Raw genomic sequence first — 15,502 nt, forward strand, 5'->3', positions numbered from 1 at the left:
CAATCGGCCGCCCAAACGAAGCTGTCCACTCCCGCGCGCCCCCAGAAGCCACGCAAAAAAATGCCTGACACTGGCCTGCACCCGCGCACGCCCAATTGCGCAAAGCCCTCGCAAGCGGGAGAGGTGCGGCGAGCCCGCTGCAAGATCGATGCTAACTTACTTGATCGAGCTTAGCTCGCGGCTTCCAGCCGTTCCTCGGTGAGGAGCCGGGTCGCGGCATCGGCGTCCATCGGCTCGCCGAAGGCAAAGCCCTGGGCGTATTCGCAGCCGAGCTGGTAGAGCTCGACGGCATCCGAATCCGTCTCGGCGCCTTCCGCGACCACTTCCATGCCGAGATCATGCGCCAGCGCGATGATCGATTTCAGGATCACCGGGCGGGTGCCGCGGCTGGTGGTGCGGACGAAGGACTGGTCGATCTTGATGGTGTCGAACGGGAAGCGCTGCAGATAGGACAGCGAGGAGTGGCCGGTGCCGAAATCATCGAGCGACAGCCCGGTGCCGAGCTCGCGGATCCGCGCCAGCATCTGGGCAGCGTGCTCCGGGTTCTCCATGACCAGCGATTCCGTCAGTTCCAGCTTCAGCGTGCCGCGCGCCACCGAGGAGCGCGACAGCACGGTTCTGATATCGTGGATCAGATCGTGGCGCAGCAGCTGCCGCGACGACACGTTGACCGACGCGAAGATCGGCTCGCGGGAGCGCATCGCGCGCTGCCACACCGCGAGCTGCCGCGCGGTCTGGTCCATCACGAACATGCCGAGATCGACGATCAGGCCGGTCTCCTCGGCGACGTTGATGAACTCCGACGGCGACATCCGGCCGAGCTTGGGATGGTCCCAGCGCGCCAGCGCCTCGAAGCCGGCGATCGCGCGATCCTCCAGCCGCACGATCGGCTGGTACAGGATCGTGATCTCCTGCCGCTCGATGGCGCGGCGCAGGTCGCTCTCCAGCGTCAGGCGGTCGGTCTTGCGCGCCCGCATCGCCGGCTTGTAGACGTCGATGCGGTCGCCGCCGATCCGCTTGGAATGATACATCGCAAGCTCGGCGTCCTTGATGATCTCGTCGGTCAGCGGTGCCGCCGGGTCGGACAGCGCAAGCCCGATCGAGGCGGTCAGGAAGATCTCGCGGTCGTTGAACGCGATCGGGGCGCGGATGGTCTTGCGGATGGTCTCGGCGAAATTGGTGATCCGCGCCGGGTCCTGTTCCGACAGCAGGATCAGGCCGAACTGGTCGCCGGCCATGCGGGCCAGCGTGTCCTGCGGCTTGAGGATGCGGGTCAGCCGCCGCGCCAGCGTCAGCAGGATGGAATCGCCGACCGCAATCCCGACGGAATCGTTGACCTGCTTGAAGCGGTCGAGGTCGATCACCATCAAGGTCGGCCGCAGGTTCGGCATGGTCTTGGCGAGATTCGCCACCGCGCCGAGGCGGTCCATGAACAGCCTGCGGTTCGGCAGGCCGGTCAGATTGTCATGCACGGAGTCATGCAGCATCCGCTCTTCGGAATTCTTGAACTCGGTGACGTCGGTGAGGGTGCCGACCACGCGCGAGACCTCGCCGTCGGAGCCGACCACCGGCCGCGCCTTGAGCGCGAACCACATGAAGTGGCCGTCGGGCGTGCGCAGCCGGAAATCCTGCACCAGGCGGCCGCGGCGCTGGTCGAGTACGCTGTCGAGCGCGGCGCGGAAGCGGTCCTGGTCGAGCGGGTGCAGCACCTCGAGCCATTTCGCCGCGGGGCCTTCCAGCGTGCCGCGCTTGAGGCCGAGCAGCGCTTCGGTCTCGGGGCTGGTGAACACCTTGTCGGCGGACACGTCCCAGTCCCAGATCAGATCGCCGGAGCCGGTCAGCGCCAGCGCGCGGCGCTCGACATCGGAGACGACGCCGGTGGTGGCGCCGCCGCCGGCAAAGGCGTGCTGCATCACCGTGAAACCGATCAGCATCACGATCAGCACCAGGCCGCCGAGCAGCGCCGGGCCGACGATGTCGTTGGTGACGGAGCCGGCGACCGTCATGCCGGCCGCGACCACCCAGACCACCAGCAGGAACCAGGTCGGGATCAACAGCACCGCGCGGTCGAAGCCGTGGGTCGAGAGATAGACGATCAGCGCGAAGCCGGCGAAGGCGATCATCACCAGCGACATGCGCGCGATGCCGGAGGCGACCGCGGGATCGAACAGCGCCAGCGCGACCAGCGAGCCGAGGAAGACCAGCCAGCCGATCGTGATGTGCGAGTAGCGGACGTGCCAGCGACTCAAATTCAGATAGGCAAATAGGAACACCAGCAGTGTCGCCGCGAGGATCGCCTCGCCCGCCGCGCGCCAGACGCGCTCGGCGTTGTTCGACATGTCGAGCACCTTGCCCCAGAAGCCGAAGTCGACGCCGATATAGACCAGCACCGCCCAGGCCAGCGCCGCGGCGGCCGGGAACATGATGCTGCCCTTGACCACAAACAAGATCGTGAGCACGAGCGCGAGCAGGCCCGAGATGCCGATCACGATGCCCTGGTACAGCGTGAACGAGTTGACCTTGTCCTTGTAGGCGTCGGGTTCCCACAGATAGAGCTGCGGCAGCTTGTCGGTGCGCAGTTCCGCGACATAGGTGACGACGGCGCCGGGATCGAGCGTGATGCGGAACACGTCGGCGGTCGGGCTCTCCTGCCGCTCGGGACGATCGCCGACCGATGGCGTGATGGTCGCGATGCGCGAGAGGCCTAGGTCGGGCCACAACAGGCCGGACGACACGATGCGGTAGTGCGGCGCGACGATCAGGCGGTCGAGCTGGTCGTCGGTGTTGTTGGCGAGCGCAAACACCACCCAGTTCTGGCCGCCTTCGCGGGCGCGAACCTCGATGCGGCGCACGATGCCGTCGGTTCCGGGTGCGGTGGAGACCTGGATGCGGTCGGTTTCACTGCGCTGATGGTCGAGAACCGCCGTCAAATCGATCGCCGGCGCATCGCTGCGCACGCTCACCGCGTCGATCGCATACGCGGCAGGCGCGGCGGCAAACATCATGAGGCCCAGCGCGAGCAGCGCAAGGCACCTGATCAGACGCAATGTCAGTACTCCGCGATCGACAAACTGACCGGGCCCGGCGACCGGCCCGGCGGTGGCGCGATAAATGACACGAAAGCGAAGGGAATCAAAGGGTTTCCGCCCCTGCTTCCGTCGCGAGGGTTAAACCACCAACACAATTTTGCCAATATGTTCGCTGGTCTCCATGCGCCGGTGCGCGTCGGCGGCCTTTTCCAGCGGGAATGTGCTGTCCATCAGCGGTTTGACGCGGCCTTCGCGCAGCAAGGGCAGCACCTTTGCCTCGATCGCCGCGACCATCGCCGCCTTGTCCGCATTACTACGGGGGCGCAGGGTCGAGCCGGTGTGGTGCAGCCGCTTGACCATCAGCTTGGCGAAATTGGCCGTGGCCTTCGGTGTTCCCGACAGGAACGCGATCTGGACGATGCGGCCCTCGACGGCGGCGGCGTCGTAGTTCCGGTCGATATAGTCGCCGCCAACCATGTCGAGGATGACATCGGCGCCGTTGCCGCCGGTGGCCTTCTTCACCGCCTCGACGAAATCCTCGGTCTTGTAATTCACCGCGTGATCGGCGCCGAGCTTGAGGCAGGCGTCGGCCTTGTCCTGCGAGCCGACGGTGACGATCACCTTGGCGCCGAACGCCTTGGCAAGCTGGATCGCCATCGTGCCGATGCCCGACGAGCCGCCGTGGATCAGCAGCGTTTCGCCGGCCTTGAGCGCGCCGCGCTCGAACACATTGTGCCACACCGTCATCAGCGTTTCCGGGGTAGCGCCGGCTTCCTGCATCGACAGCGAGGGTGGCACGGTCATCGCCTGCGCGTCCTGCGCGATGCAATATTGCGCGTAGCCGCCGCCGGCGACGAGCGACATCACCTTGTCGCCGATCTTGTGCCTTGCGTCTTCGCCGAGCGCGACCACTTCGCCCGCGATCTCGAGGCCGGGCAGGTCGCTGGCGCCGGGCGGCGGCGGATAGGAGCCGGAGCGCTGCGCGACGTCGGGACGATTGACGCCGGCGGCCGCGACCTTGACCAAAATCTCGCCGGCCTTCGGCACCGGCACCGCACGGGTCTCCGGCACCAGCACCTCAGGGCCACCCGGCTTGCTGATGGCAACGACGGTCATTTGCGCGGGCAGGTTTGGCATGGTCGGTCCCTGGTCAGTGGAGAGGATTGGCGGATGGCATACCGCCTTTTCCACCGAAGCGAAACGCCATTAAGCCCCGAACCGCGCCGTGAGCTGGCCGGCTCTCTCAGGCGTGATTTTCTCGACCAGCGGCCCGAGCCTTGCGACCGGCGTGCCCGCGCCGCGATCCAGCAGCGGGAGGAGTGGGCCAGTGGGCCAGCGCGGCACGGCATCGCTGCGACCAAGCGCGCCGAGCACGCGCGCCGCGAGATGAGGCACGATGCTCCACGCCAGCGTGGCGCCAAGCGCGACAAGATTGAGTCCGACGCGGGTGACGACGGCCGCGCGTGCCGGATCGGACTTGATGGCGGACCATGGTGCCGCGTGTTGCAGGTACGCATTCGCGGTGTCCCAGATCGCGCGGGTCGTTGCCGCCGCTGCGCGAAACTCCAGTGCGGTGTGATGGCGGTGCAGCGCTGCGATGCGCTGCTCCAGATCGTGCGCCAGCTGTCGTTCGGCATCACCGGGTACGCCGCCTCCGGGAAAGCGGCCATCGAAGGCGCGATGCGCAAGGCTGATGATGCGGTTGGCGAGATTGCCGAAGATGTCGGCGAGATCCTTGTTCACGTCGGCAACGAACCTGGCGACGCTAAAATCCGTGTCGGCGCTTTCTGGCGCGTTGGCGATCAGCCACCAGCGCCAGAGATCGGCGGGCAATTCCGTGAGCGCCGCATCGGTGAAGACGCCGCGCTTTTGGCTGGTCGAGAACTTGCCGCCTTCGTAATTCAGCCAATGGAATCCCTTGATCACATCGGCGGTCTTCCACGGTTCGCTGGAGCCGATCAGCGTCGCCGGAAAGCTCACGGTGTGGAACGGGATGTTGTCCTTGCCGAGAAACTGGATGTAGCTGACGTCATCGGCCTGCCACCACCATTGCCGCCAGTCGCGGCCCGGCGCGGCGTCGGCCCATTCCTGCGTCGCCGCGATGTAGCCGATCGGCGCGTCGAACCAGACATAGTACACCTTGCCGTCGAAACCTTCGCGCGGCACCGCGATGCCCCAGGCGAGATCGCGCGTGATGCAGCGATCGCGCAGCTCCGCATTGAGCCAGCCCTTCGCGGTCGACACCACGAAGGGTGGCCATCCGCTGCGGCTATCGATCCATGCGCCGATTTTTTCGACCAGTCGCGACTGCCGCAGAAACAGATGACGGCTCTCGCGGATCTCGAGCGAGCGGGCGCCTGAGAGTGCCGAGCGGGGATCGATGAGGTCCGGCGGGTCGAGTAGCGTGCCGCAATGGTCGCATTGATCGCCGCGCGCGCCAGCGTCGCCGCAATGCGGACAGGTGCCGAGCACGTAGCGGTCGGGCAGGAAGCGGCGGTCGGCGGGCGAGAACACCTGTCGCGAGGTGCGTGCTTCGATCAGTCCGGCGTCGTCGAGCCGGCGATAGAAGTGCTGCGTCAGCGTATGATTATGCGGCGAGCTGGTGCGGCCGAAATGATCGAAGGAGAGGCCGAAGCGCCGGTAGATGTCGGCCTGGATGGCGTGCTGCGCGTCGCAGAACGCCCGGACATCCTGTCCGGCCTCGATGGCGCCGAGCTCCGCCGGCGTGCCGTGCTCGTCGGTCGCGCAGATGAACAGCACGTCGCAGCCGATCTGCCGGCGGAAGCGGGCGTGGACATCGGCGGGCAGCAGCGAGCCGACGAGATTGCCGAGATGCTTGACGCCGTTCACGTAGGGAAGGGCGCTGGTGATGAGAATTTTGGTCATGGTTAGGGTCTTTCGCGTTCGATGATGCCGACCCCCAAGAAAAATTCCGACGAAATCAAATCGGAAAATCAAAAAGCCCTCCCGCGTGACCGGAAGGGCTTGGGGTCGGCTCATGCCTGGCGCGCAGGCGCACTATCCCGTCCGGTCAGGCTCCTTGCGGTCGGGCCGGGGCATTCGCGTCAGATGTTGCGCGCACACGAAAGTCACTGCAAAATCTCCTCGAGCATGATCCGGAAAAGTGCGAAGCGGTTTTCCGAAAAGATCATGCTCAAACAAAGAGCTGAAGCGCGATGACGATTCAACCCAATCTCATCGCGCTTTGGGACATCTACCAGCTCTGGACGCACGGCGCCAGACCAGCATCGCGGGGAGGACACATGCCGATTGAGGATGAGGACCGGCCGCGGAAGAAAATCAGCCACGAGATCGGACAGGATCTCTCGCTGCTGTCGGTCGAGGAATTGACCGAGCGCATCGCGCTGCTCACGACCGAAGTCGATCGCCTGAAAGAGGCGATGACAAAGAAGCGCGCCTCGAAGGATGCCGCGAACGCGTTCTTCAAGTCGTAGCTTGCGACACCATCCGGGCTACGCTGCTCCACCTCCCCTTGAAAAGGGGAGGTCGCTTTGCTCGTCAGAGCAAAGCGGGTGGGGATCAGCTCTCTCCACATACACCATCGCCCGCGGCTGACCCCCATCCCGACCTTCCCCCTTGCAGGGGGAAGGAGAAGACCCGCGGCACCGGATTTCGCGGAGCCTGTCATCGGCGCGCGCGCTCGCGCGACCCGTTGGCTCCATCCGGACTACGAAGAGACCTGTCCCAAACTAGGTCAATGGCCGACATGGCAAACAAAGCGTCAAGAAATCCGTTCATTTACGATCGGTTAAGCTTTCTCGATTATGACTGCATTGTCCTCGTTTGGACACCGAGTGGCTCCTGTCCACTCTGTTTGACGCCTCCCTGTTATCAACTTCAAAAGCCGCCGGAAACGGCGGCTCTTTTTTGCGCGTCCTATCCGCTGGAAACCATAAATCCGGTTGCGGCTGGACTCTTCGGCGCCCCCGCGCAATGATTTGTTCATCATAAGCTGGCGCGTCAGATGCCAGCGGGCGTTACGGTGGTGTGAGGGCGTTAACCATGGCCGATCGTTCCCAGAGCGAAGCCGGGCTTGTGCTGTTCAGTGAACGGCTGACCAATTCAGCGGCATTCGGCGTGCTGTTCCGGGAAGGCATGGACCTGGTCGAGCAGACCGCCGCCTATCTCGACGGTGACGGACGTGCCGAAGCCAAGGCGCTCGAACGGTCCGTGAGCCTGACCTATGCCACCGAAAGCATGCGCCTGACCACGCGGCTGATGCAGCTCGCGTCCTGGCTGCTGCTGCATCGCGCGGTCAAGGAAGGCGAGATGACGCTGACCCAGGCCAATCGCGAAAAGACCAAGGTGAAGCTGTCGGCCGCCGATCCCGGCCCGGCCGACATGGTGACCAAGCTGCCCGAGCAGTTGCAGCAGCTGATCGCTCGTTCGATGGATCTGCAGGCCCGCGTCCGCCGCCTCGACACCACGATCCACGCGCCGGCGCCGGATCGTTCCTCGATAGGCAACCCGCTGGTGCCGCAGCTCAACCGCCTCAAGGCCGCGTTCGAGCAGTAAAGTCCAAGCTGCAAAATCAGTGTGAGGCTTCAGTGCGGCGTGGCTTGATCCGCCGCTGCGACCTATGCTGATCCATCACGCGCCGCAGCCTTAGCGCCGTCGCCTCCAGCTCCTCAGGTTCGAACCCGCCGAAGCCGAGCATCAGGCCGGGGCGTGGTGCCGCCTGGTACATCGGCGAAATCGGCCGTACGACGATGCCGGCGGCAAGCGCTGATTTTGCCAATTGCACATCGTCGAAGCGCTCTGGCAGCCACAGCAGCAGATGCATGCCCTGATCGCTCGGCTGCAGCGTGACGTCGTCAGGCATGTGGCGCGTCAGCGCCGCGATCAGCGTCGCACGCCGTGCGGCGTAGACGCCGCGAATGCGCCTGATATGCGCCTCGAACAGCCCCTCGCGCATATAGGCCGCCAGCACATGCTGGTCGGCGGTCGGCGAATGCCGGTCGAGCAGCGCCCGCGCGCCGGCGAAGGCGTCGATCAGCGGCACGGGCGCCACAACGTAGCCGAGCCGCAGCGAGGGAAACAGCACCTTGCTCAGCGTGCCCAGGTAGATCACCCGCGATGGGGCGAGTCCTTGCATCGACGGGAAGGGATGCCCGGCATAGCGCAGCTCGCTGTCGTAATCGTCCTCGATGATCCAGGCATTGCTTCGCTGCGCCCACGCCACCAGCGCATTGCGGCGGGCCATGCTCAAGGGCATGCCCAGCGGATATTGATGCGACGGCGTCACGAAGGCCGCGCGCGCATGCGGGGACGCGGCGACGGCGGCTTCGACGTCGATGCCCTGCGCATCGACGCCCACGCGCGTCGTGACGAGATCGAGATCGTCGAGCACGGCGGTCATGCCGGGATAGGCGGGATCCTCGGCCCAGACGCGATCGCCTGGCGACAGCAACACGCGGCCGGCGAGATAGAGGCCTTGCTGGGTGCCGGCCGTGATCACGACCTGCTCAGGCTCGCAATGCACCGCGCGGGATTTGCGCACATAGTCGGCGATCGCCTGCCGCAACGCCATCAGCCCGCGCGGATCGCCATAGCTCGCCGGCGCCGCCGCGCGCGATGCGCGTACGCGGTTGCCGAGGCGGCGCCAATGGTCGTCGGGCGCGACCGCGCCGCCGGGGACCGCGATCGCAAACGGGATTTCCGGCATCGGCGTGAAGGCCGCCGCCACTTTGGCAAGCCGCGCCGCGCGCGGCGGCAACTGGATCGACGCCGATTCGTTCGGGTTGCGATTGACCGCGACGGGCCGTGACTGCTCGGCAAGCGTCGGCGCGACGCGGGTGCCGGCACCGACCTGTGATTCCAGATAGCCCTCGGCCAGCAACTGCTCGAAGGCTTCCGTGACCGTGCCGCGCGCAACGCCGAGCGAGGCCGACAGCGCGCGCGTCGACGGCAGGAATTCCCCGGCCTTCAATTCGCCGCTCGCAATCGCGGCGCGCAGGGCCTGCGCAATCTGGCGTCCGACCTGTCCGGCGGCGCGGTCGACGGCCCGGAGCGAAGGGATGCTGATCGTAGCGCGCAGGCGGGGCATAGTGGACCAATCAAGATGATCGAAAGTGGCTCTTATCATAGGCCACTTCGGCGCTATGGTGGAGCAGCAATTGATGAGGCCTGCCAGAGGTCCGCCAAGAGGTTTGCCAAGAGGTCTGCAATGTACCTGCCGCCGCATTTCAAGATGGATGAGCTCGGCCCGATCCACGCCGCGATGCGGGCCTCAAAGCTCGCGACCCTGGTCACCGCAACCGCCGATGGCCTGATCGGAACGCCGCTGCCGCTGATCCTCAATGAGAACGAGGGCGACTACGGCACGCTGTACGGTCACGTCGCGCGGCCCAATCCGCAGTGGAGGCTGCCGGCGGTCGGCGAGGCGATGGCGATCTTCATGGGGCCCGACGCCTATGTGACGCCGTCCTGGTATGCGACCAAGGCCGAGCACGGCAAGGTGGTGCCGACCTGGAATTACGTCGCCGTCCACGCCTATGGCGCGGCCGAGTTCTTCGAGGATGCCGACCGTCTGCTCGACGTCGTGACCCGGCTGACCGAGCTGCACGAGACTTCGCGCCAGGAAGCCTGGCAGGTCAGCGATGCGCCTGACGATTTCATCAAGGCGCAGCTGCGCGGCATCGTCGGTTTCCGGATGCCGATCACGCGGATCGACGCCAAGAAGAAGATGAGCCAGAACCGCAAGCCCGAGGATCGCGCCGGCGTCATCGCGGGACTTGAGGCAAGCGACAATCCGGTCGACTGCGAGGTCGCCGCGATGATCCCTGGGAACTGAGACGAAAGCCCCCGATGGAATTGTACCTTGCCTTCGCGATCACGACCGCGACCTTCGCGCTGATCCCAGGTCCCGCCATGCTGTACGCCGCGGCCCGCACTTTGGCGGGCGGCAGGCGCGCGGGGCTGATGGCCTCGCTCGGGCTGCATCTCGGCGGCTATGTCCATGTCGTCGCCGCGGCCGCCGGCCTCGCTCTGCTGTTTCATGCGGTGCCGCCGCTGTTCATGGCGATGAAGCTTGCCGGCGCGGCCTATCTGGTCTGGCTCGGGCTCTCGTTGTTTCGCGACCGCGACAATGCAAAGCGCCCCACACTTGCGCCGCTCTCCGCGGAGCGCGCCTTCGCGCAAAGCATCGTCGTCGAGGTGCTCAATCCGAAGACGGCGATCTTCTTCCTGGCGTTCCTGCCGCAATTCGTCGATGCGTCGGCCGGCCTGCCGGTCTGGGCCCAGCTGTTTCTGCTCGGCACAACGGTCAATCTGACCTTCTCGGCGGTCGACATCGTCTGCGTGTTTTTCGCCAGCGCCGTGATGTCGAAGCTGCAGCGCTCGAAGCGGTCGCAGCGCGTCATGCAGCGGATCGGCGGCAGCATCCTCGTCGCGCTCGGCGCGCGGCTGGCTTTCCAGGATCGCTAGAGCGTTTTCGAGCGAAGTGGATACCGGTTCGCGTGAAGAAAACGCGTCACAACAAGAGTCTAGAGCCCCGTTCCGATTCTATCGGAACGAGAAAGGCTCTAGCAGCAGTCATGTCCATCAGCGGCGATGATGCAGATCAACGCTTCGTCAAGCTGCGCGACGAGCCGCTTCTGCAATGGCCCGACCGGTCAATTTCTGCGAACGGCTTCGGTCGTGCTTGACGTCATGGGCGTGCCGGATGATCGCGTCGGTCGCGGAGACGCAAGATCGTGGATAAAATCTCTTAGGGCCTCCGTATCGAACGGCTTGCGGAGTATTTTTAGACTTGGTGGAGCCGCTTTTGCGGCATCGCTGTAGCCGGTTGTAAGGGCTATCGGCAAGCCGGGGTACCGCGACCTGACTTCTCTCGCGAGCCCGACGCCATCGATGGTCCCGGGCATGACGATATCGCTGAAGACGAGATCGATCTTTGTACCGGCTTCGAGCAATTTCAGCGCCGCTTCGGCCGAATCTCGATAGATCGTGTCATAGCCCAGATGCTCGAACAGCGAGGAAGTCACATCCGCCACTTCGGGGCTGTCGTCGACAACGAGAACCGTCTGCCGCTGCGGCTGCCTTGCTCTTGCTCTGGCAGCGGCGAGGTCTTTGCTGGTGATCTGCTCGTCCGCGCAGGACGGCAGGTAGATTGTAATCGTTGTCCCCTGTCCAACCTTGCTGTCCGCCGTCACCGTTCCGCCGGCCTGATGCGCGAAACCATAGACTTGCGACAAGCCGAGCCCGGTACCCTTGCCGACCTCCTTGGTCGTGAAGAACGGATCGAACATCTTGGACAGCAGGTTTGGCGGAATGCCGGTGCCGGTATCGCCAAGCGCTATCGCAAAGAAGGCCTTTGCACGGCGATCGCCGCCGGTTTCCTGGTTCGCGGTCACCGCATGGACGGATAAGGTGAACGTGCCGCCGCTTGGCATGGCATCGCGCGCATTGACGGCGATGTTGACGATCGCAAGTTCCAGCTCGGCGAGGTCCACCTTGACCGACGCTACGCCCTCGCCGACGTTCTCGTTGTACACGATGTTCCCGCGCAGCGAGCTCTCGATCATGGTCCGCATGTTCTTGATCGACGTATTCAGGTCGACGACCGTCGGGCTGAGATGCTGATGACGAGAGAACGTCAACAATTGGCGCGTGAGGCTCTCGCCGCGTTTGGCCGCGGTCTGTATGGCTTCAATTGCCTTGGGCAGTTTTGGATCGAGCAGGCGGGTGAAGATCTGGGCACTGCCTCCGATGATCATCAATAGATTGTTGAAGTCGTGTGCAATCCCGCCGGTCAGCTTGCCGATTGCCTCCATTTTCTGCGACATCGCGAGCTGCTCGCGTGCCTGAACCAGCTTCTCCTCCGCATCGCGTCGCTCGGTTGCGTCGCGCAGAATACTGATAAAGCCGATCAGATTTCCCGCGTCATCATGGCTCGACGAGACCGAGCCCGTGATGAAGAACGGCGTACCGTTCTTTCTGATGCGCCAACCCTCTACGTCGTACTTGCCTCTTTCGATTGCCGTCTCCAGCGCGTGTGTTGGCGAACCTGCGCGGCGTTCATCCGGTCGATAAAATATTCCAAAATGCTTGCCTATGATTTCTTCCGAGGTGTAGCCGATGATTTTTTGAGCGGTGCTATTCCAGCTCGTAACGTGTCCTTCTCGATCAAGCGCGAAAATCGCATAGTCGACGACGCCTTCGATGAGGGTTTGGAAGTGCCGTCTGATGCTGTCGAGCGCCGAGGTGTTCCGTTCAAGTTGACCGTTCAGTTGGTCCTGCACGGAAAGCAGATGGGCTTCCGTGGTCTGGCGCGTGGCAATCGCCGCAGCCAGGGCGAGAGGCGGCGCCGATACGCTGATCGAAAGCACGAGCAGTGACAACAATGCGCCGCTCAGATCCGTCTTCGGAAACGGATCATTACCGGACGCGAACCCCCAGACGGCCATTCCGGTGAAAATGAGCGCAGCCGTAGCCGCGGTGCATCGATTGCCGCGCAGACCGGCCCAGATCAACGGGAGCAAAGCCAGAAAGCCCAGCAGGCTGCGATGCGGCAACGGCAAATTGAGATCGTCGCTGACGAGGTCGCTGCCGATGAGCGGGCTGTAGGCTGCGATCCCAATGAGACCGGCGAGAACGGGGACTGCGATCGATTCCAGCAGAGCCCACCTGGAGGAAATCCGTAAGGGCATCGTCGCCCAGAGCACGATGACCGGAGCAATCACCAGGGTCGCGGCTGCGTCGGCAAGCCACCAGGTCAACCCTGCGGCGACGGAATCGGGAAAGCTCGGCTCGTTGACGAAGATGAATCCGGCCAAAGCGGTGAATGAACTGATCATCGCGGTCGGTACAAAGGAAATGCTTGCAAACTTTGCGACACCGGACGGCGTGGCAAACGTCTGGCGACCGTTCGACCAGCGTCCGATCAGCCATGTCCCGGCCATTGCAGCAAGGAGGGTGCCGATCCCGCCGGCGACAAACTCCAGGAGCGATCGGTCGGTCATCAGGTAAGGCGCGACGGCGCCCACCAGGATCGCGGGCCAGACCCGGTACCCACGCAGCAGCATCAGCGCGAGCGCAACCCCGGTCGGCGGCCACAGCGGTGTCGCGGCTGGATTGATAGCGGGAAGGAGATGTGCGGAGGCCGCAAGGCTCCCGTAGATCGCGGTGACGATAAAAACTTCGATCGAGTAGGTCACAGCGCTCCGAGCATCGCCAAAGGCGAAAATGCCGGCCTTATCGAACCTTGCCCGTTCCATCACAAGCCTTTGCGGTGGGCACCTCAAGAATGCGGTAGGGAACGACCTGGCACCCGGTCCAATGTCACCCGAAGGAGGGCGATTGCATTTTCACCATGTCGATGACCCCTGCCAAACACTCAACGCAGTTTTGACCAAAGCATGGCCGCTGGATCGAGAGTAGGGGGCGCCAACAACTTCGTCACAAGGGCTATGCGGCAGGATCGCTGACCTAATGGCGAGGGTCCTGCAAAATCGATCCGATCCCGCTGCGTGTCGGTGTCGCTCAAGTGACCGCTTCGGGTCAAAGGCGAATATCGGCAAGCGCCGTTCGAGCTCAGCTTTGGGCCAGGAGCAGACGCCGGAACGGCGCGAGCGGTCGGCGTTCTCTCGCCGCCATGTCGACCCCGAGACACCGGCAGATATTTCTTCAACCCTAGGTAGCCAAACCCGGGCTGCATGGTACCGTGCGCTCGTCGGGACGGCATTTCCGTCCCGGATTTTGGAGGGCCATGTCATGAAATTGCCGTCGAGCCTTGTCGCGCCTTCAGCCGTCGCTGTGTTGTCAACTGTCTGGCTGTGCGGCCCGGCAGCGTCGCAAACAGATCCCGCCAAGCCGCTTCCGTCCATCACGGTCGAGGCGCCGAAGCCGGTGGCAAGGCCAAATCGTCCGATCCAGGTGGTGACCACAGGGGCACCTCACCGCAGATCGCGAACCACCCAGACGTCATCGTCAACCGCTCGAGCGCCGGCACCGGATTCAGTGCTGGGCAGGATTGCGGCGCTGGAGAAAGTCGCCAGCAATTGCAACGGTGGCTGCGAATCGAGCCTCCCGCATGGCAAGGATCCTTGGGTCGGGTGTAGCGAGTCGACGGGCGGACAAACCCACGGACCGTTCTCGTCGACGTGCCGGGACAACCTTACCTACAAATCCTATGTCGATTGCGTCGAGACCAAATGGTTCCTGGGCGAGTACCGAAACAGGGCCTGGTGGCTTTGCAGCAGCCTGCAGGCCGCGGGGAAGTTTAAGGTCGCCGAGCTCAAGCGATCGAAACGTCCACACTAGACCGCTCGAACGTCGGCAAGCCGCTTGATTGCGTATGCGTCGTCCCAGCAGACGGCGGCCTCCCATGCGGCCGACGCTTGCGCGGCGATGTCGTGCGCGCCGCTATCGAGACCGGCGGCGTTGTGGGGCAGCACCAGGTCGAGGTCGGGGACGTCGACATGCGACTCGTCCCAGTCGATCAGCGCGACCCGATCCGCGGTCACGCGGATGTTGCGCGGGTTGGGGTCGCCGTGGACGACGCAGGTCTGACGTCCGGCGAGCCGCGCCCACGCGGCTCGGCATCGGGCAACGCCCTCAGGCGGCATCGCGCCGAGGTCGATCTTCGTCCCGGTCTCGGCGTGCAGCAGGTCGGTCGACGATCGCCAGCCCGGGCGCTGCGGCCAGCCCGCCGTCAACCGATGCAGCCGGCGGAGCGTGTCGGCCGCGCGACGCCAGTCGGCCTCCGTCTCGGGCGGTCCGCCCTCCACATATGTCATCACCACCAGACCGTCCGCGAACAGCCGGCCGTCTATCGTCGGGATCGGCACCGGCACGGTGAGACCTTCACGATCGAGGTATTGGAGGAGCGCGGTCTCCCACGCGAGATCAGCCTCGCTCCTCGTACCGAGACGACCGACCGCGCGGTGCCCGTGGATGCGCACGCTCCACACGTCGTTCGCGACTCCGCCAGCGAGCGGTTCGATGCGAGTTACGTCTTCACCCCACTGCCGGAGTGCCTCCCATCCCGCTGACGACATCAAAAGCATTCCTCATTGCGTTGGCCGGCAAAAGACATTTAGCAGCAGTCACCTAGTGGCCCGCACCCGCCGGAAACAGAGGCGCAGAGCATGTCCGCTCCGCCCAGATAGCGGACCGTGCTCTCGATTTTTGTATGACCTAGCAGAAGCTATACGGCTCGCAAGTTGCCGGTGCGACGATAGAAGAGGGGTAGCCTTGGTTCGACGAAGTGAATGCGTACCGAACAGGTGAGGGTCCGATCCTATGCCGGCCAGCGAGTCCGACAGCCGGAAGGCGCAAACGACCCTAGGCGGCCACTCGGTCGGACGCGGGAAGCGTGCCGAAACGTGTTGCCCCTCTTCGCGCCGGCGGCGTCAACCGCCACAACCTGCTGATCTAGGGTCTGTACCTAAATAGCGCCACGTGATTCTCTTGCCTACGTGTTGATTCGGGGGCGAGAGAATGCGCGCTGG

11 protein-coding genes are annotated in these 15,502 nt (G+C 64.4%); 5 read left to right on the top strand and 6 right to left on the bottom strand.

The window, feature by feature from the left end; genetic code table 11:
- Positions 1-170: 170 nt before the first annotated feature.
- The 3 genes from QJT82_RS43225 to metG all read right to left on the bottom strand — a co-directional run bounded on the left by QJT82_RS43225 (position 171) and on the right by metG (position 5,915).
- On the bottom strand, positions 171-3,047 hold the full coding sequence (locus QJT82_RS43225) for an EAL domain-containing protein (protein WP_018268976.1): 2,877 nt from the start codon (positions 3,045-3,047) through the stop codon (positions 171-173).
- Between the two features lie 120 nt (positions 3,048-3,167).
- Positions 3,168-4,166 carry an NAD(P)H-quinone oxidoreductase gene (locus QJT82_RS43230; RefSeq protein WP_028340276.1) on the bottom strand — a complete coding sequence of 333 codons (999 nt, stop codon included), beginning with the start codon at positions 4,164-4,166 and terminating at the stop codon, positions 3,168-3,170.
- A gap of 69 nt (positions 4,167-4,235) precedes the next feature.
- Positions 4,236-5,915, bottom strand: coding sequence for a methionine--tRNA ligase (metG, locus tag QJT82_RS43235; RefSeq protein ID WP_028340277.1), 1,680 nt, complete (start codon positions 5,913-5,915; stop codon positions 4,236-4,238).
- Between the two features lie 377 nt (positions 5,916-6,292).
- On the opposite strand from metG, the gene QJT82_RS43240 reads away from it, so the two are divergent.
- Positions 6,293-6,484, top strand: coding sequence for a DUF1192 domain-containing protein (locus tag QJT82_RS43240; protein ID WP_028340278.1), 192 nt, complete (start codon positions 6,293-6,295; stop codon positions 6,482-6,484).
- Positions 6,485-7,052: 568 nt separating this feature from the next.
- Entirely contained in the window at positions 7,053-7,565 is a 513-nt protein-coding gene (locus QJT82_RS43245; RefSeq protein WP_028340279.1) for a DUF1465 family protein, read from the top strand.
- Between the two features lie 16 nt (positions 7,566-7,581).
- Here QJT82_RS43245 and QJT82_RS43250 read toward each other — a convergent pair whose 3' ends face one another.
- Positions 7,582-9,096, bottom strand: a complete 1,515-nt coding sequence (locus tag QJT82_RS43250) for a PLP-dependent aminotransferase family protein (RefSeq protein ID WP_028340280.1) — start codon at positions 9,094-9,096, stop codon at positions 7,582-7,584.
- Between the two features lie 120 nt (positions 9,097-9,216).
- Here QJT82_RS43250 and QJT82_RS43255 point away from each other — a divergent pair, with 120 nt between their 5' ends.
- Together QJT82_RS43255 and QJT82_RS43260 are read left to right on the top strand one after the other, a co-directional pair.
- A complete protein-coding gene (locus QJT82_RS43255) occupies positions 9,217-9,843 on the top strand; it encodes an FMN-binding negative transcriptional regulator (protein ID WP_028340281.1) in 627 nt (208 codons plus the stop codon).
- 14 nt (positions 9,844-9,857) lie between these two features.
- Positions 9,858-10,475, top strand: a complete 618-nt coding sequence (locus tag QJT82_RS43260) for a LysE family translocator (RefSeq protein WP_018268974.1) — start codon at positions 9,858-9,860, stop codon at positions 10,473-10,475.
- Between the two features lie 188 nt (positions 10,476-10,663).
- On the opposite strand, the gene QJT82_RS43265 is transcribed toward QJT82_RS43260, so the two are convergent.
- Positions 10,664-13,267: an MASE1 domain-containing protein gene (locus QJT82_RS43265; RefSeq protein ID WP_028340282.1), complete on the bottom strand. Its 2,604-nt coding sequence runs from the start codon at positions 13,265-13,267 to the stop codon at positions 10,664-10,666.
- A gap of 496 nt (positions 13,268-13,763) precedes the next feature.
- Between QJT82_RS43265 and QJT82_RS43270 the strand changes: the two genes are divergently transcribed.
- Positions 13,764-14,312, top strand: a complete 549-nt coding sequence (locus tag QJT82_RS43270; RefSeq protein ID WP_080686722.1) for a hypothetical protein — start codon at positions 13,764-13,766, stop codon at positions 14,310-14,312.
- Here the strand turns inward: QJT82_RS43270 and QJT82_RS43275 are convergent.
- On the bottom strand, positions 14,309-15,049 hold the full coding sequence (locus QJT82_RS43275) for a phosphotransferase (RefSeq protein ID WP_028340284.1): 741 nt from the start codon (positions 15,047-15,049) through the stop codon (positions 14,309-14,311). The genes QJT82_RS43270 and QJT82_RS43275 overlap by 4 nt on opposite strands.
- Positions 15,050-15,502 lie beyond the last annotated feature (453 nt).

The sequence above is a fragment of the Bradyrhizobium sp. Mp19 genome, assembly GCF_029952935.1.
Classification (GTDB): domain Bacteria; phylum Pseudomonadota; class Alphaproteobacteria; order Rhizobiales; family Xanthobacteraceae; genus Bradyrhizobium; species Bradyrhizobium elkanii.